The sequence below is a fragment of the Paenibacillus sp. JL3B1040 genome, assembly GCF_057063165.1.
The window spans coordinates 4,677,594-4,693,497 of record NZ_CM169317.1 but is presented as its reverse complement, the minus strand read 5'-3'; the positions used below and the strand labels follow the sequence as shown (position 1 = coordinate 4,693,497).

Genomic DNA, 15,904 nt, shown 5'->3' with positions numbered 1-15,904 from the left:
GATATGTTCTAACAAAAGGAGTCCGATACAGATGATTGAACAAAACGAAACGGCCGGTTTGCGAGAGGAGCGAATCAGGTTGGAACGGGCGGAGAACGGGGAACTGCGCTTGTCTTGGCTCAAGGAAGAAAAGAATCACCCGGTCGAAATCTATTGGAGCCCGCGGCCGAAATTCGAGGAACAGGAGGCGACGCTGATCGCGGCATTCGCGGGGCCCACCGCTTACGGCTTTTCCGATCCGCAGCCGGAAGGACGAAGCTACTATCATATCCGACTGGGCGAGGAAATGCTGCCGCCGGTGGCGGAGCGGATCGTTCCCTTACGGAGTGTTATGAACTTCAGGGATTTGGGCGGTTACCCGGCGGCCGACGGCAGACGTGTGCAATGGGGAAAGTTGTATCGTTCGGGGGACCTGTCCCGTATGACCGATCCGGATCTTCGTTATGCACGCAGCTTAGGCATCGCCTGGATCTGCGACCTGCGCACCCCCGATGAAGCCCGACGCTATCCCAGCCCGCGCATCGGAAGTGAAGTCAATGAGTTGCTCTCCTTTATGGCCGCGGCCGATCCCGAAGAATTGGCCGCCACAGCGTCCGGCATGACAGTGAATATGCTGGCCGACATGAACCGGCGGATGGTCGGCTATACGGAGACGGCGGTCCGCTTCCTGCGTCGTCTCCTCGAACAGCAGGGAGCATCGATCCTGTTCCATTGTGCGGCGGGCAAAGATCGTACCGGCTTTATCGGCGGGTTGATTTTGCAGGCGCTTGGCGTCGACCGCAAACATATTTTAAGCGATTATGCGTTAACCAACCGGTATGCAGAGCGCCTGAAGGGCGGACTGGATGGGGGGGACCCGGTCTGGGCCAAAACGATGGAGCGATTGCCGGAGGAGGTTCGAGCCGCGTTGTTGGAAGCCAGACCTTCCTATCTGCAAGCCGCCTTTGACGAGATGGACCGAAAATACGGAAACTTCGAAACGTATTGGACGAGCGGACTCGGCCTGACTGGGGAGGAACTTCGCCAGCTTCGCGACCATTATCTGCATTAGCGGACGATTAAAAAAATTGCAAAACAAAAGACCCGGCCCTCCGGCAAATGCACGGGGCCGAGTCTATTTTATAAACAGGATTAGAATACTTGAACAACCTCTTCTACGCCGTCCACTTCTTCAAACAGGGCGCGTTCGATCCCGGCTTTGAGGGTGATCGTGGAGCTTGGGCAGCTGCCGCAGGCCCCCATCAGCTTCAGCTTTACGATGCCGTCCTCGACGTCGACGAGCTCGACATCGCCGCCGTCACGCTGCAGGAAAGGCCGCAGTTTGTCCAATACTTCCAATACTTCATCATATAATTTATCTTGTACGTGTTCACTCATTGTGTTCAACTCCTTTCTTGCCTTATTATATTACAAAAAGTCAAAAATTTAAATGCTTCTTCATGGGGGGGACGGAAGATGAAACCGATCCTTGAATTTTGTGCAAATAACGCCAGCTTAGGTACGGGGGAAGCAATCCGGCAAGTGAAGGAACAAGCGGATTGCGACGTTTATGAATACGGCTGCCTTACCGCTTGCGGCACCTGTTATTTGTTCCCGTACGTGCTGGTTGACGGCGAGCAGGTAGAGGGGGAAGATGCGGAACGGCTGGCGGAGCGGATTTTGCAAAAAATCAGGGAGACACATCCGTAGGCCGCTTGAGGCTTTGACGGCGCTCCTTCTTCCGTTTATCCGATATGATGCTTGGACATCCACAGCACGCCGCTCTTCAGCAGGCGCGGGACGCGGCCCGTGACCTGCGTTCGGCCCATCAGGCCGAATCCGGCTTTTTTGCCTAACGATCCCAGCGTTCCCTTGAGCTTAATCCGCGAAAGCCGCGGCGTCTCCCCTCGCCATAACGCGCCGGTAATTTGTCCAATCTGGGCGCCTTGAGCTTCGGCTGCCTGGGCACTCGGCGAAAAGGGCAAGCTCGCGCAATCGCCGCAGACAAACACCTCGGGGTGTTCGGGGATCTGGTAATATTCGTTCAACAGGACGCGGCCTTGCCGGTCCTTGGCAACGTCCAGCGATTGCACGATCGACGCCGGCTGAATCCCGGCCGTCCACACGGTGACGTCGGAATCGATGTACCCCCGCTCATGGTGAATCACGCCGCATGCTACGGCCTGGATCGAAATGGTCGACAGCGTTTCGACGTCGTTCTCATGGAACCATTTGGCTACATAATCGGAGACCTTTGCCGGAAAAGCGGAGAGCAGCCGGGCCCCGCGGTCGATGATCGCGATGTTCAAATCCGGGCGGCTTTCCCGCAGCTCGGCAGCCAATTCGACGCCGCTGAGTCCTCCGCCGACGATATTGATTTTGCCATAGGGCCTGGTATTGTTCAGCCGCAGGTAGGTTTCGCGGGTTGAAGCGAACGACTGGACGCTGCACGAAAACTCGGCAGCGCCGGGAACATGGTGATAGTTATCGGTACAACCCAATGCGATCACCAATTGATCATACTCCAGCGGTTCCTCCTCCGCGAAATGGATCCGTCGCCGGTCCATATCGATGGATTCGACTTCGCCGTATTTCAGGACCAGACCCGGGTAGGCGGCAAAGGGGACGCGCAATTCATGATCGCTGGCCGTCCCGGCCGCCAAGGCGTAAAATTCGGTCTTTAGGCTCTGGTAAGGCATCCGGTCGACCAATACGACTTGCACATCCGAAGGAATCGGAGCCTTGAACAGCTCATGAATGACGGCCGTTCCTCCATATCCTCCCCCAAGCACAACGAATTGCCTCATACGTGACGATTCCCCTTTTTGCCGTGATCGTGAAATAGCCGCGTGTTGCTGCCGGACGGAATTACTCGTAGATACGGATCTCGTTATAGAAGGTGTCCCGCTCAACCGGGATGCGCCCGGCGCCTTTAACCAGCCAGATTAGCTCTTTCAAAGTTAACCCTTCCGGGGTTTGCGCGCCAGCGGCATGGCTGATTTGCTCCTTCAGGATCGTACCGTGCACGTCCGAGGCGCCAAAGGCCAACGCCACTTGGGTCAACTGAACGCCAATATTAATGAAGTAAGCTTTAATATGTTGGATGTTGTCCAGCATCAAACGGCTGATCGCGATCGTCTTGAGGTCCTCGTAAGCCGAGTTGCGGCGCATAATGCTGGCGTTCTTGTTGCGCGGCTGCATGGACAAGGGGATAAACACTTGGAACCCGCGGGTTTCGTCCTGCAGATCACGGATTTGCATCATATGGCGAATCCGATCCTCATAGGACTCGATCGAGCCGTACAGCATGGTGGTCGGCGTCTTCATCCCCAATCGGTGCGCGGTCCGGTGGACATCCAGATATTGGTCGACGTTGGCTTTTTCCACCTTCATCTTTTCGCGGTATTGGTCAGACAGAATTTCCGCGCCGCCGCCGGTTAACGATTCAAGGCCGGCTTCCTGCAACCGGATCAGCACTTCTTTCGTGCTCAGGCCGCTGATCCGGGTGAAGAATTCGATCTCCGCCGCCGTATACGCCTTGATCGTGACATTCGGAAAATTTTCTTTCAGCGCTTTAAGCGAATCAACGTAATATTGGAACGGAACGTGGTTGTTATGCCCGCCCACGATATGGAACTCGCGGACGCCCGGGGTGATATGCTGCTTCACGTAAGCGACCATTTCCTCCCCGGAAAGCGTATAAGCCCCTTCTTCTCCTTGATCCTTGCGGAAGCTGCAAAATGCGCAGTGAGATTCGCAGACGTTTGTGAAGTAGAGGCTCATATTTTCGATAAAATATACTTTTTTGCCGTTCTTGCGCAAATTGACTTCATTCGCTAATTGTCCAATGGTCAATATATCATCGCTGTCATATAAATAAACACCGTCTTCGAGGGTGAGACGTTCGCCTTGCCGGACTTTGTCCACAATTTCGGCCATTCTCCTATCGGTGTTTGGGGTGACTACAGTGAACATGACGTTCCCTCCGTTTCCAATTGCATAAAATGCCTCGTATCCTAACTGTATGAATTCCCTACCTATTATAAACCTCACATCCTAAGCGGGCAAGAAGCCTAGAGAGATGAAAAAGAAATTGGCAACAAGAAATATCACAATTGTTGAGCGATCGGGGGAGAAGGAGTATAATTTTTCGTAAAGGAGTGAGTACATGATGATTAACATAAGCGACAGCGCCATGGCGCGGATTAAAGATATGTTAGCCGAAGAAGAAACGCCGAACATGTTCCTGCGCGTCGGCGTGAATCCCGGCGGCTGCAGCGGCTTCTCCTATGGCATGGGCCTCGATGATCAGGAGAGCGAAGAGGACGTATATATGGACATTAAAGGGCTTAAGGTGGTCGTGGATAAGGAAAGCCTCCGCTATCTGAACGGCCTGGAGATCGACTTCAAGGAATCCGGCATGAGCGGCGGGTTCACGATCCACAACCCGAACGCCATCGCCACCTGCGGCTGCGGCCAATCGTTTCGCTTTAAGGATGAGGAAGGCCAACCGCAGCCTTGCGATTGACGAGCGCAATAACGACGCGGGTTCTCCGGTTTCTTCTCCCGTTGATCTGAACGGTAGCCGGTACGGAAGCCCATGCGCGATCGGCAAGAGCTTCGTAAAGGGGATAAGCAGTAACAAGAACGGTTATCAATTAAAAAGGGACTCTTCCAACCGGAAGGGTCCCTCTTGCTTATTGCTGCGATTCGTCGGCGCCATCGGGATTGACATCCTGGCCAGGGGAAGGCCCGGCTGTCTCCTCGTACAAATGGGACCGCCGCTCGAACCACTGAAACAGATGGGTGAAGATCACCTTGAGCACGGCATAACCCGGCACGGCCAAGATGACGCCAAGCACGCCAAACAGATTGCCGGCAGTCAGGATGACGAAGATGATCGTAATCGGATGCACCCGCAGCGTCTTGCCCATAATTTGCGGCGAGATGAACTTGCCTTCGATCAGTTGAACAACCGTCCAGACGATGACCAGCTTCAGCAGCATGATCGGCGACGTGACGATGGCCACGATGATCGCCGGCGTGATCGCGATGGCCGGACCGAGATACGGCACGATGCTCGTGAACGAAGCGATGATCGCAAGCGTCAGCGAGTAATCGAGGCCGATGATCAGAAAGCCGACGTACATCAGCGTCCCGATGCAGAAGCTGACAATGATTTGTCCGCGGATATAAGAGCTGATTTGGCCGTTCATCTCGGTCATGACATGGTGCGTCTGTTCGCGGAAGCGGACCGGCACGTAACGCAGGATGAATTTCGGCAGCTTCTTGCCATCCTTTAACAGATAAAATAAGATGAACGGCACGGTGATAATCGCCAGCACGACGTTCTTGATCGCGCCTATGAATCCGCCCAGGCCTGACCAGGCGTTGTTCAGCAGGGCTGATCCCTGCTCCGAGAGCGAGTTCGATAGGTCGTCGAGACTAAAGCCGGTTGATTCCTGTACCTGATGGAAGAAGTTGCTGCCGATCATGCTTTCGAACTGCCGTTGCACCTCCGTGAGATATTTCGGGAAATTATCGATCAAACTCGTAATCTGTTCCCGAACCAACGGGATAACGGTCATAATCAGCACCGTCAGGATCCCCGCGATCAACAGGTACAATCCGGTAATCGTGTATACCCTTTGGATTCGCTTGGTTTCCAGCCAATCGACCAGCGGGTTCAGCAGATAATAAATCGCTCCGGTCAGCAGAATCGGCAGCAGCACCGTTTTTAGCAACACCGTAAGCGGTTTGAACACGAATGGGATATTGGAGAACACCAAAATATTCAAGCCAATCAGCAATAAGACGAGCAGAAATACCACGAAACGGTTGTTTAGAAAGAATCTTTTGAATCGGTCCCCCCAAGGTTGCGCGCTTCCCATGCTATTAGAGCCTCCTGTATCTTCCTTCAGTACTCAGCGAGAATGGATTAATTATATGTAGTATTACGCATCAAAACGATTTGGTTCCCATAAATTTTAAGAAAAAAAGCCCGGGCCCCCACCCGCAGGCGTTGACCGGAGCCTTTCACCATCGGCGGGAGAGCCCCCAACCCGCTCTAGAAAAATTGGCGATTCACCATCAGGACGACCATGGAGGCTGCCGCGAGAGAAAAGAGGATGCAGCCGATCCCGAGACCTTTGCGCGCCGTTTTTGCCATTTTCAAGCCCATGAGGAACAAGGCGACGGTGATGCCCGCCAGCACCAGCGACATGGCGATCATGGCAAACCAATAAAGCACCTCGAACAGAGCTGCCTCGAATGAAGAATTCCCCGTATTCAAAGCTTCTGATTTCCCCTTCCTCTGCTAGGTATAGTTCAACGTCTCCCCTTAATATACGCGAAATCCCTCTTTTTGCATAGAAAGAGCCTGCGGAAGGCCGCGCCGGAAAAGAGGCTTAAGCCTTGGACAATCATCCAAGAATATTAATCTACAAATGAGTAGGATATCGTATAGTGCGAGAAAGGGGATGGTGTCATGGCGGGAAGACAATTGGCCAACAAATGGCTCAAGACCGAGGCGCTTCTAAGCAACGCGGACGTGGCCGCCCACATACCGCAAACCCGATTGTACGGTGCCGAATCTTTAAGAAGTATGCTGCATCAATTCGGCATGGTCGTGATTAAGCCGCTCCGCGGAGGCGGGGGATATGGCGTGATTAAAGTGACTTACGCAGGCGGGGTTTATGCTTTTACCTATATGTCCCGGAGATATGGCTTCTCCAGTTTTGAGGCGATGTTTCGGGCATTAAACCGAGTGAAGGTCGGGCGGAAGTACATGATTCAGCAGGGAATACATTTGGCGCGCATCGGCGGTCGACCGATCGACTACCGGGTGAAGGTCGTCAAGGAGAATGGAGCCTGGGTATACCGCTCGATGGTTGGCCGCTTGGCCCGTCCCGGTCTGTTCGTGACCAATCTGTGCAAAGGCGGAACGATGCTCAGCGCGCGCGAGGGGCTCAGCCGCTCGTTAAGCCGAAAGGCCGCCGGCCGCAAACGGCGGGAAATGCGCTCGTTGACCAATACGTGCGTGCAAATATTGGAGACTCGCTTTCCGGGTATCGGACAGCTGGGATTTGATTATGGCGTGGACCGGAGCGGCAAGATCTGGATTTTTGAGGTCAATACGCGGCCTCAATAAGCTTGGATCGACGGAAAATAAAAAAATTTTTGGAGAATTATGGGAACAAATGTCCTGTGAATAACTTTTGTCCACATTATCCCAATAGCTTTTTCAACGGTTTTCGATAATTACTAACACGTTATTCACAGGATTTCCACAAGCGTTTGTGGATAACAGGAACACTTGTTCTACTAAACTTTTCCTGTTATGATGAGGAAAATACTAGAAAGGATGTGTTATGAATGGCGCTGTTAACGGATGAGTTGCTCCTGGAATCCTATCAGAAAGCGACCGAACTGCAATTGGATCGCGAGTTTATCGCACTGCTGTTAGCGGAAATCCGCAAACGCGAATTAGAGCTCGCCGCGCCGTCCGTTCTGCACTAAAATTGTGGACAACCTGGCTATCTCCCAGTTTGATGATGAAGTTATCCCCAACCATTAAGGCGCCTGCCAGGCGTTGACATGATATATATAAGCTTCATGACAATGCGGACATTGCACGACATGTTCGCAACCGAAAGGAATACGCCCGGAGATAGCTGAGGTGTATTGATCAGCGGAGCCGTAAGGGCTGTAAGGCCCGGCGTAATCTTCTTTTTTTCCCGCATTCTCCAGAATGTTTCCGCAATCCGGGCAGGTGGCGGTCAGTGCAGCCAGACCGTTGCATAACGGGCATATAAATGGCAAAGGGTATCTCTCCTTTACGGCAGAATCTTCCGTAAAGTTAAGATACCCTTTTCTTTGTCAGAACATGTAAGAGCGTGAATATCCTCGGGTGAATCGGGTGAACTACAGCTTCATATTGCTGCTGTGGCCCGGGGATAGCTTCGCTTCCGGATCGATGTAGACTTTGGCGTTGTTGACCGCTGTCGGCGCTTCGCCAAATCCTACCGCAATCAGGTCCAATTTGCCGGGATATGTCGTAATGTCCCCGGCGGCAAAAATGCCGGGAATCGAGCTTTCCATCCGGGAATCGACGACAATGGCGTTCCCCTCGATGTCGAGGCCCCATTCGGCGATGGGTCCCAGCGAAGAAACGAAACCGAAATTGACGATGACATCGTCCACGGCGATCTCTTGCGTTTCCTTCGTTTTCACGTCGGCCAGCGTGACGCGTTCGATCCGCTCGTCCCCGTGCAGTTCCGCGATTTCCGTTGGCGTAATGACCTGCACTCGGGAAGCCATCAGCTTCTCGACGCTGTGTTCATGCGCCCGGAATTTGTCGCGGCGGTGAATCAGCGTGACCTGCTGCGCGATGGGCTCCAGCATCAGCGCCCAATCAACGGCGGAATCGCCGCCGCCGCTGATCAGCACCTTCTTGCCGCGGAAACGGTTCATGTCGCTGACGAAATAATGCAGGTTCGTTTTCTCGAAGCGGGCGGCATTCTCCAGTTCAAGACGGCGCGGTTCAAAGGCGCCAACCCCTGCAGTAATGATCAAGGCGCGCGCATAATGCACGTCTTTATCGGTCGTCACCACAAAATGGCGCTCCTCTTTCTTCTCGATTTGGAGCACCCGTTCCTCCAGACGAATGTCCGGCTCGAACAGCTTCAATTGCTCGTTCAAGTTGTTGATCAGCTCCTGGCCCGTCACTTTAGGAAAGCCGGCCACGTCGTAAATATATTTCTCAGGGTAGAGGGCAGCAACTTGCCCCCCAAGCTGAGGCATACTTTCAATTAACTTGACAGAAGCTTTTCTCATTCCGCCGTAAAATGCGGCAAACATGCCCGCCGGTCCGCCCCCGATAATCAGGAGATCAGTGAATTCGGCGTTGTTTTGGGATGACACGGGCCAAACACCTCCAGATGGTTTCTTTTCCTTCTAGCTATAATGTCAATTCTACTTTATTATAAACGTCACACCCCCGCTTGCAAAGGCAAGTTCGAAACTGTCGAAAATATGGAAAATAATCCGTGGAAAGTCCTATAGTTACAGGTAAAATAAGACTTGATCTTTTAGGCAAAAGTCGATATCATTCAAATGTATGCACTCATATTTGTGACGAAAAAAGTACATTTATGATTATACGACAGAAGGCTTTTGATCATCCTATAATTAAGGGTTAAACTAACTGTGACAAATGTCTCAGGGTTCATCGAACGGCTGGACAAGGGACGTAAGATTGGATTTTTATGTGTTAATTTTCACATTGCGTTTTTTGGTTTAATTCAAATATAGAGTGTGCAAAATTGGAAGGAGAACAAATACATGAGTACCATACCCAAAATTGTAATTCTCGGTGCGGGTTATGGCGGCATTCTTACCGCTCAGCGGCTGCAGAAAGAGTTGAATTACAATGAAGCGGACGTTACCCTGGTAAATCGGCACGACTATCATTATTTCACGACGCATCTACATATGCCGGCAGCCGGGACGGACTCCATCGAACATACCCGGGTGGCTATATCCAAATTGATTGACGAGTTCAAAATCGACCTTGTGAAATCGAACGTACAGGAGATTCGTCTGGCCGACAAGAAAGTCGTGCTGCAGGACGGAACCCTTTCTTATGATTACCTGATTATCGCGCTGGGCGGCGAGCCGGAGTCCTTCGGCATTCCGGGATTGACGGAATATGCGATGACGATTCGCAGCATCAATTCCGTCCGCTTGATCCGCCAGCATATCGAATATCAATTTGCGCTGTACAAAATGGACGAAAGCCGGAGCGATCGCCTGAACTTTGTAGTTGGCGGCGCGGGATTCAGCGGCATCGAATTTGTGGCCGAACTAGCCGACCGCATTCCGCAGTTGTGCAAGGAATACGACGTGGATCCGAACTTCGTGAATGTGTACAACGTCGAAGCCGCGCCAACGGCTCTGCCGGGCTTCGATCCCGAACTGGTCGAATACGCGATGGACGTACTCAAGAAGAAAGGGGTACAGTTCAAAATCGGCGTGGCCATTAAGGAGTGTACGCCGGATGGTGTTATTTTGGCCACCGGCGAGGAAATCAAATCGCAAACGGTCGTGTGGACCGGCGGCATCCGCGGCAACCGCCTGATCGAGGCGGCAGGCTTCGAGACCGCGCGCGGACGGGTGAAAATCGACGATTATCTGCGGGCGCCCGGACATGACAACGTCTTTATCATCGGCGACAATTCGCTGATGTTCAATCCGGAGGGCCGTCCGTACCCGCCAACGGCGCAAATCGCCATGCAGCAAGGGGTGACCTGCGCGCAAAACGTGGTGGCGTCCATTCGCGGCAAGGAGCTCAGGAAGTTCGTGTTCAGCAATAAAGGAACGGTGGCTTCGCTCGGCAAAGGGGAAGCCGTCGCCAGTGCTTTCGGCAAGAAATACAAAGGTTGGGTGGCGGCCCAATTGAAGAAGCTGGTCGACATGCGGTATCTGTTCATTATCGGCGGCATCCCGCTCGTGCTGAAGAAAGGAAGATTCTTCTAGGATGCGGCACTGCAGCGTACAGGTTCGGGGGCTGCTGACGCGGGACGAGCTGGATCGCTACAACGCCTTGATGGAAGTAGGTTCTTACCTGGAATCGCAGCAGCGTTACGATTTGGCTTATACGGTTCAAAAGGAAGTCGATCTTTTGATCCTGCCGGCAATCGAACGGCTGAAGGAGAAAAGCCGCGACCGCGACCGGGCGACGGCGGAATTCCTGAAGTCGCTCGAGTCGGAACGGGAAGAGGAGGAATAAGAAGGGTGTGCCGCTCGCTTAGAGACGGCACACCCTTTTTTGGAGATGCTCAAATGATTAGAGTTACAGCTTCAGCATATCGTCTAACCGCTCCGTATTGAGCAGGTTGCCGACATAAAAGGAACCAAACTCGCCGTAGCGCGCGCTGACTTCGTCAAACCGCATTTCATAAACGAGCTTCTTGAACTGCAAGGCATCATCGGCAAACAGCGTAACGCCCCATTCCCAGTCGTCGAGGCCGACGGAGCCGGTGATGATTTGCTTTACTTTACCGGCATAGCTGCGACCGATCAGACCGTGGCTGCGCATCATTTCGCGGCGCTCGTCCATCGACAGCATATACCAGTTGTCGCTGAGATCGCGTTTTTTGTTCATCGGGTAGAAGCAGATATGGTTGGACTTCGGCAGGATCGGCTGCAAACGGGCCATGACCTCCGGGTTCGCCTTCGGATCGCCGCCGCCGGATGCGAGATAATTGCTCAACTCCACGACGCTGACGTAGGAGTACGCTTTGATCGTATATTCGGCAAAGGTCGTTTTGTTGAAGGCATTCTCCAAGGCGTTCAGCTCTTCCAAGCTTTCCCGCAGATGCATGAACACGATATCGGCCTTCTGTCCGACGATCGAATACACGGCAGAACTGCCCGTCTTGGATTCTTCCATGAGGCTCCATTCTTTCAAGAACGTGTGCAGCTCTTCCAGAGCTCCGGCGCGTTCCTCGTCGTCCGCCGCTTTCCAGGCGTTCCAATCGATGGTGCGGAAATCGTGAAGCGCATACCAACCTTCCAAGGTTAAGGTAGCTTCGTTCATGTATAATCACTCCTAGATTCATTCTGATCCTGATTCACGAATCGTCAATTACGCTTCTTATTGTATCGCAAGGAGCACGAACGGGGCAAATTGATTCAACCATTTTTCATGCAAAGTTCATTGCTTCGTTACATAATTTCTAGTAAACTAACTACTAGCCTAATTTTGTGTGATTTATGTTATAGTTTGAGCGGGATTCGTGATCCGAAGATGCCTTATTGAATGATCGTTACAATGAAGATTCAAAAAGGCAGGTTTGGAGCACCGAAGCTTATGCTTCCGAAGTGCGTTTTTTCAAAACGCTTTAGGTTGGATGAAGCCAGGGTCTGAGTAGCGGAGCGTACGTATTGGGTACGTGAGCAACGGAAGACCCGCTGAATTCAAGATTCGATGTCGAATCACCTTCACTGATTTGCTTCGTGATCGAAAGATGCCTTTTTGAATGACCTTTAGAAGGGTGGGGGAGCGATGGGGTGGCTCATCGTACTGGTGCTGATGGTTTTATTCTTCGTCATGATGTTCGGCATCGGGTTTATTTTGAATATGCTGATGAAAACAACCTGGTTTCCGGCATACGTCTTCATTATCGTCATTTTGCCGATCGTGATTTATACGCTGTGGGACCATGACCAGAGCTTCGGGGCCTATCTCGCGTCGTTCCGACTGGTGGATTATTTGACGGCGTTCGCCGGGTTGTGCGGGGCGATCCTGAGCGGGTGGACCATCCGCAAACTGCGGCTGGGCGGGTACAAAATGTTCTAGAGGGAACATGTTCAAAAAGCGTGAGCATCGTCAGGGGGCAGCCTCCTGGCGTCTCGCGCTTTCTTTGCGTTTACCGTTATTCCTGTTGGCCTCGCTTCCACTTCTGGTATTCGAGGAAGTCCTTAAATTCCTTCTTGCTGACGCCCGAAGTCATGGCTTCCTGCACCAGCTCCGACCATTCCGGATCAAGCAATTCGGGTGCGGGGCGGTCGCCATACAATAGCAGGTTGATCGAGACGTTAAGAGCATCGGCGATCTTCTCGATGAAGGAAATGGAGGGATTCGATTGAATGTTGCGTTCGACATTGCTGAGGTAAGATTTGGCCACTTCCGCTTTCTCCGCCAGCTCGGACAAGGAGTACCCTCGGTCTTGCCGAATTTTCTGAATACGCTCGCCAATTTGTTCTGCCATGTAGCCGTCGCCCTTCTATCAGAATAATTTGATGTCATTATATCAAAATAAACGGAATCGGACAAAGGAGTTAAGTCGGAATTTAAACCAAGCAAAGAACACCTTAGTCCCAAGAGCGGGGCAAGGTGTTCTGATTCGGCCATCCGTTATTATCTAATGTCGCCGGCGCCTTGTCTAGCTTCAAACGTCCATTTCAGGTTCAAGGCGTCGCCTTGGAATTGGTTTTGGTCTTGACCGTTGTCCACGAATTCAAAAGCGACGGCCAAGATATCGGTGTTGCCGGCTCTCAGGCCGCTGCGTTCCCCGAGGAAAAATCCTTTTTCAACGGCGTCCGGGGTTTGATTTTGCAGATCGAACAACGTAGTTTCATAAATGACGTCATTCAGTTTGTCTACGTTTTTCAGGATTTTCACTTTGATATGTTTGCCGAAATCGTCCGTGTTGTCCGGTGCGCCGGCTCTATTCGTTACCGTGTAGCTCGTTTTCAGCAGGACTTCTTTAATGTCGAGCGTGCCGGAGTTTTTGAGCTTGAACGAGCGAAGAATCTGATCGCCCGGCTTTAAGTTGCCGATATCCACAATCGCCGTCGGATCGGCGTTGATATCCAGTGTGCCAGCGGCGAACGTGCCGGTCGTTTCCACCGTATCGCTAAAGTAAGCGAACGTGCCTCCGCCGATCAAGGTCAAGCCAAGTGCTGCGGTTGCTACTCCGAAACCTAACGTCTTTTTGATACCCATTTCCTAAATTCCTCCCTGATTTTAAAAAGATTTTTGATATATTGCATCCTTATGAATTCATAAGGAGAACAACCGATGTTCAAACCAGCTCCTTAGACGTCAACTGACTTTAGCGTCGGCATTGGGCTGCGGCTGGTTCGGCTCCTTCTTCGGTTCCTCCAGCCCGGCGATCGCTTTCCAAAGGGTCACGAGCGCGTACAGGAATAAGAGGAGGCCCGGGATAATCAGCAGTACGACATTGCCCGTTTTTGTCCCGGCGAAGCTGAATACATAACCGACATAGGGAACGTTAAACCCGGTATAAACGCCCGTGACGTTCGCCGGGTTCACGGGGGCGGAGTCGGCGGCGTTATTGTTATCCCCTTTGGTCCGGTAAAGCACCTGACCGCTCTGCTCGTCGCGTGTTACCTCGACAATGCGGTGAGTGATCAGCTTATTGTCGATGGAGCGGAAGGTGATGACATCGCCGACGCCAAACCGGTTCATATCTCCGCCGGGCTTAATGGCCGCGACGGAACCGGTAGGGATGGCAGGCTCCATCGAGCCGGACAGGACCGTTTTGAGCTGATAGCCGTAGAAGTTCGGTTCACTGCCGGAAACCTTCGAGAGTACGACCGAGCCGGCCACGGTAAAAAAGGCGACCGCCATCAGGAACGTCAACGCGTTTCCGATCCATTTGCGAATCCGCATGCTTATTCACCTACCTCCGATGAATTTGCGGGAGAGGGAATCGCAGTCCGAGAGGGATCGACTTCGTTCGGCTGATTCCCCTCTTCGTTATCGCCTTCACTCTCTTCCTCGTCTTCGTCATCCGCCGTATTCTCGTCATGAATCGGCAGCTCCTCCTCCGGCTTCGTCAGGACGAGATCCTCCAACGGGTCCGGCTGTACGGGAGGCAGCGGGGGTTCCAACGTCGGCGGGTCACCGCTTGTCGGCGCATCCGGCGGAAGGGCAACAGGGTCTTCGCCAACCGGTGGATCCGGCTGTTCCGGCGAAGGACCATGTTCGGCAGCATCGCCGGGGGCTGGCGGCGGTTCGTCGGAGGAAGCTTCCTCGTCCGCTTTGTTACCGTCCTTAGCGTCCTCCTCCGCAGCGTTATCGTCCTCCGCAGGAGGTTGAACCGCTCCGTTATCGGAGTCGCCCTCCGTCGGAGGGACTTCGCCGTCAGTCGGTTCGTCCGGCGCCGGCGGCTCCTCCCCGGGCTGCTGCGGTTCGCCGCCGCTTGGGTCGGCGTTCTCATCCGGGTTCGCCGGATCTTCGGCTTGCCCCGCTTCTTCTTGGGCTTTCGCTTCCGCCAGCCGCTTCAACCGTTCGATCTCGGCCAGCCGCTGGGCCTCCGCTTCCGCCAACAGTCTGGACCGCTGCGCTTCGAGGCTGGAGAGCTCGGCGGATAAACCGGCGATCGCCGATTCCAGAGAGGCCTGCACGCTTTCAAAATAAGCGAGCGCCTCGCCGTCAACCGGATTGTTTAAGGCGGAATCGCCATCGGCCAACGGACCGGTAAATGCGACGGCGGCAAATCCGTCGACGGAGAGGGCCGGGGCGGACGCATGGATGGAGCGCAAGTAGCCCAGCATTTCCTGCAGCGTGCCGCGAAGCGGGCCGGACAGCCCGCTGCCCTTCAGGAGGTCCTCGAGGCGATCAAGCAGCGTGGTTTGCGTGAGTTCGGCGCAATTCGGCTCCAATTCGATCAGCGAAGTCAACAACCCGTGAAACACGGCGGCGGCAGCGGCGAGCTCCTGTTGCAATTCCTGCCAAATGGACTGGTTCAGGGCTTGCTGCCGCTGCATCTGCTGAATCGTGGCGTGGAGTTCGCTGATTTGCGCCGCTAACCTATCGGCGGCGGCTTCCAACTGCAAGCTTGCGGAGAAATCCGCGGTCGCTTCCGAGCCGCCGGACCCTTCGCCGCCGGAGTAAACCGCGTCGGTTGCGGACGGTGCAGCCGGCGAAGCAGGGGCGGTGACGCCCGCTTCCGACAGAACCGGAGCCGGCGCAGGGATCGTCGTATCTATCGCAGCGCGGGTCAGGGTCGCGCCGATAAGTTTTCCTTTTAAGGTTGCGGCCCGTTCCAGATGCTTGGCCAAAATCGCAAGCTGGCTTTCGATTTGGCTCGGAAACACGCGGCATGCCTTAATCTCCGAGTTGTCCTCGCGTACGCTGGTGAATTCGCCGAAAGTGGTCCCGACCTGCTGGGAGGTCCACAAGAGCAGCGTCGAGAGAATGAATCCGGATTGCAGCGATTTGACCATGTTTTGTTTCTTCCGCTTTTTACGTAATTTGCGGATCACTTCAGCTCGGGTTCTTCGCAGAATAGTCGCTCCTTTCTGGGGAGGGTTCAAATGTTCGTTATTACGTTCGTTATAAAGAACGAATTCCGTGATTCGAATATACCCGAAACAATCGAAAAAAGGAAAC

Annotated in this window: 20 protein-coding genes; 8 read left to right on the top strand and 12 right to left on the bottom strand. The window is 53.4% G+C overall.

Features of this window, described 5'->3' with window-relative positions; translation table 11 throughout:
• Window positions 1-31 precede the first annotated feature (31 nt).
• On the top strand, window positions 32-1,051 hold the full coding sequence (locus tag ACZF99_RS21480; RefSeq protein ID WP_483606990.1) for a tyrosine-protein phosphatase: 1,020 nt from the start codon (window positions 32-34) through the stop codon (window positions 1,049-1,051).
• Between the two features lie 80 nt (window positions 1,052-1,131).
• Here the strand turns inward: ACZF99_RS21480 and ACZF99_RS21475 are convergent, their stop codons facing one another.
• Window positions 1,132-1,377, bottom strand: coding sequence for a NifU family protein (locus tag ACZF99_RS21475; RefSeq protein WP_068783372.1), 246 nt, complete (start codon window positions 1,375-1,377; stop codon window positions 1,132-1,134).
• 78 nt (window positions 1,378-1,455) lie between these two features.
• Here ACZF99_RS21475 and ACZF99_RS21470 point away from each other — a divergent pair, with 78 nt between their 5' ends.
• The gene (locus ACZF99_RS21470) at window positions 1,456-1,689 is read left to right on the top strand and encodes a YuzB family protein (protein ID WP_483606989.1); all 234 of its coding nucleotides are present in this window, start codon (window positions 1,456-1,458) and stop codon (window positions 1,687-1,689) included.
• Between the two features lie 35 nt (window positions 1,690-1,724).
• On the opposite strand, the gene ACZF99_RS21465 is transcribed toward ACZF99_RS21470, so the two are convergent.
• Both ACZF99_RS21465 and mqnE read right to left on the bottom strand, forming a co-directional pair.
• Window positions 1,725-2,786 (bottom strand): NAD(P)/FAD-dependent oxidoreductase, encoded by a 1,062-nt coding sequence (locus tag ACZF99_RS21465; protein WP_483606988.1) that lies wholly within the window; start codon window positions 2,784-2,786, stop codon window positions 1,725-1,727.
• Between the two features lie 61 nt (window positions 2,787-2,847).
• A complete protein-coding gene (gene mqnE, locus ACZF99_RS21460; protein ID WP_483606987.1) occupies window positions 2,848-3,954 on the bottom strand; it encodes an aminofutalosine synthase MqnE in 1,107 nt (368 codons plus the stop codon).
• Between the two features lie 196 nt (window positions 3,955-4,150).
• Between mqnE and ACZF99_RS21455 the strand changes: the two genes are divergently transcribed.
• Window positions 4,151-4,507, top strand: a complete 357-nt coding sequence (locus ACZF99_RS21455) for a HesB/IscA family protein (protein ID WP_483612880.1) — start codon at window positions 4,151-4,153, stop codon at window positions 4,505-4,507.
• Window positions 4,508-4,676: 169 nt separating this feature from the next.
• On the opposite strand, the gene ACZF99_RS21450 is transcribed toward ACZF99_RS21455, so the two are convergent.
• Window positions 4,677-5,870: an AI-2E family transporter gene (locus ACZF99_RS21450; RefSeq protein ID WP_483606986.1), complete on the bottom strand. Its 1,194-nt coding sequence runs from the start codon at window positions 5,868-5,870 to the stop codon at window positions 4,677-4,679.
• A 176-nt stretch (window positions 5,871-6,046) separates the two neighbouring features.
• The gene (locus tag ACZF99_RS21445; RefSeq protein ID WP_483606985.1) at window positions 6,047-6,271 is read right to left on the bottom strand and encodes a hypothetical protein; all 225 of its coding nucleotides are present in this window, start codon (window positions 6,269-6,271) and stop codon (window positions 6,047-6,049) included.
• A gap of 195 nt (window positions 6,272-6,466) precedes the next feature.
• Here ACZF99_RS21445 and ACZF99_RS21440 point away from each other — a divergent pair, with 195 nt between their 5' ends.
• Complete coding sequence (locus ACZF99_RS21440) at window positions 6,467-7,129, top strand: YheC/YheD family protein (protein WP_483606984.1); 663 nt, start codon at window positions 6,467-6,469, stop codon at window positions 7,127-7,129.
• Between the two features lie 224 nt (window positions 7,130-7,353).
• Window positions 7,354-7,497: a sporulation histidine kinase inhibitor Sda gene (sda, locus tag ACZF99_RS21435; RefSeq protein ID WP_028540204.1), complete on the top strand. Its 144-nt coding sequence runs from the start codon at window positions 7,354-7,356 to the stop codon at window positions 7,495-7,497.
• 54 nt (window positions 7,498-7,551) lie between these two features.
• Here sda and ACZF99_RS21430 read toward each other — a convergent pair whose 3' ends face one another.
• Together ACZF99_RS21430 and ACZF99_RS21425 are read right to left on the bottom strand one after the other, a co-directional pair.
• On the bottom strand, window positions 7,552-7,800 hold the full coding sequence (locus ACZF99_RS21430; RefSeq protein ID WP_483606983.1) for a hypothetical protein: 249 nt from the start codon (window positions 7,798-7,800) through the stop codon (window positions 7,552-7,554).
• Between the two features lie 102 nt (window positions 7,801-7,902).
• On the bottom strand, window positions 7,903-8,901 hold the full coding sequence (locus ACZF99_RS21425) for an NAD(P)/FAD-dependent oxidoreductase (RefSeq protein WP_483606982.1): 999 nt from the start codon (window positions 8,899-8,901) through the stop codon (window positions 7,903-7,905).
• Window positions 8,902-9,321: 420 nt separating this feature from the next.
• Between ACZF99_RS21425 and ACZF99_RS21420 the strand changes: the two genes are divergently transcribed.
• Both ACZF99_RS21420 and ACZF99_RS21415 read left to right on the top strand, forming a co-directional pair.
• Complete coding sequence (locus ACZF99_RS21420; RefSeq protein ID WP_483606981.1) at window positions 9,322-10,515, top strand: NAD(P)/FAD-dependent oxidoreductase; 1,194 nt, start codon at window positions 9,322-9,324, stop codon at window positions 10,513-10,515.
• 1 nt (window position 10,516) lies between these two features.
• Window positions 10,517-10,768 (top strand): hypothetical protein, encoded by a 252-nt coding sequence (locus tag ACZF99_RS21415; protein WP_483606980.1) that lies wholly within the window; start codon window positions 10,517-10,519, stop codon window positions 10,766-10,768.
• 63 nt (window positions 10,769-10,831) lie between these two features.
• On the opposite strand, the gene hemQ is transcribed toward ACZF99_RS21415, so the two are convergent.
• On the bottom strand, window positions 10,832-11,578 hold the full coding sequence (hemQ, locus tag ACZF99_RS21410) for a hydrogen peroxide-dependent heme synthase (RefSeq protein ID WP_483606979.1): 747 nt from the start codon (window positions 11,576-11,578) through the stop codon (window positions 10,832-10,834).
• Window positions 11,579-12,046: 468 nt separating this feature from the next.
• On the opposite strand from hemQ, the gene ACZF99_RS21405 reads away from it, so the two are divergent.
• Entirely contained in the window at window positions 12,047-12,340 is a 294-nt protein-coding gene (locus ACZF99_RS21405) for a YuiB family protein (RefSeq protein ID WP_483606978.1), read from the top strand.
• 76 nt (window positions 12,341-12,416) lie between these two features.
• Here ACZF99_RS21405 and ACZF99_RS21400 read toward each other — a convergent pair whose 3' ends face one another.
• The 4 genes from ACZF99_RS21400 to ACZF99_RS21385 form a co-directional block, all read right to left on the bottom strand.
• Window positions 12,417-12,752 (bottom strand): helix-turn-helix domain-containing protein, encoded by a 336-nt coding sequence (locus ACZF99_RS21400; RefSeq protein WP_483606977.1) that lies wholly within the window; start codon window positions 12,750-12,752, stop codon window positions 12,417-12,419.
• A gap of 149 nt (window positions 12,753-12,901) precedes the next feature.
• A complete protein-coding gene (locus ACZF99_RS21395) occupies window positions 12,902-13,489 on the bottom strand; it encodes a TasA family protein (RefSeq protein ID WP_483606976.1) in 588 nt (195 codons plus the stop codon).
• A 99-nt stretch (window positions 13,490-13,588) separates the two neighbouring features.
• Entirely contained in the window at window positions 13,589-14,179 is a 591-nt protein-coding gene (gene sipW, locus ACZF99_RS21390) for a signal peptidase I SipW (protein WP_483606975.1), read from the bottom strand.
• A 2-nt stretch (window positions 14,180-14,181) separates the two neighbouring features.
• Window positions 14,182-15,777 (bottom strand): hypothetical protein, encoded by a 1,596-nt coding sequence (locus tag ACZF99_RS21385; protein WP_483606974.1) that lies wholly within the window; start codon window positions 15,775-15,777, stop codon window positions 14,182-14,184.
• Between the last annotated feature and the right edge of the window lie 127 nt (window positions 15,778-15,904).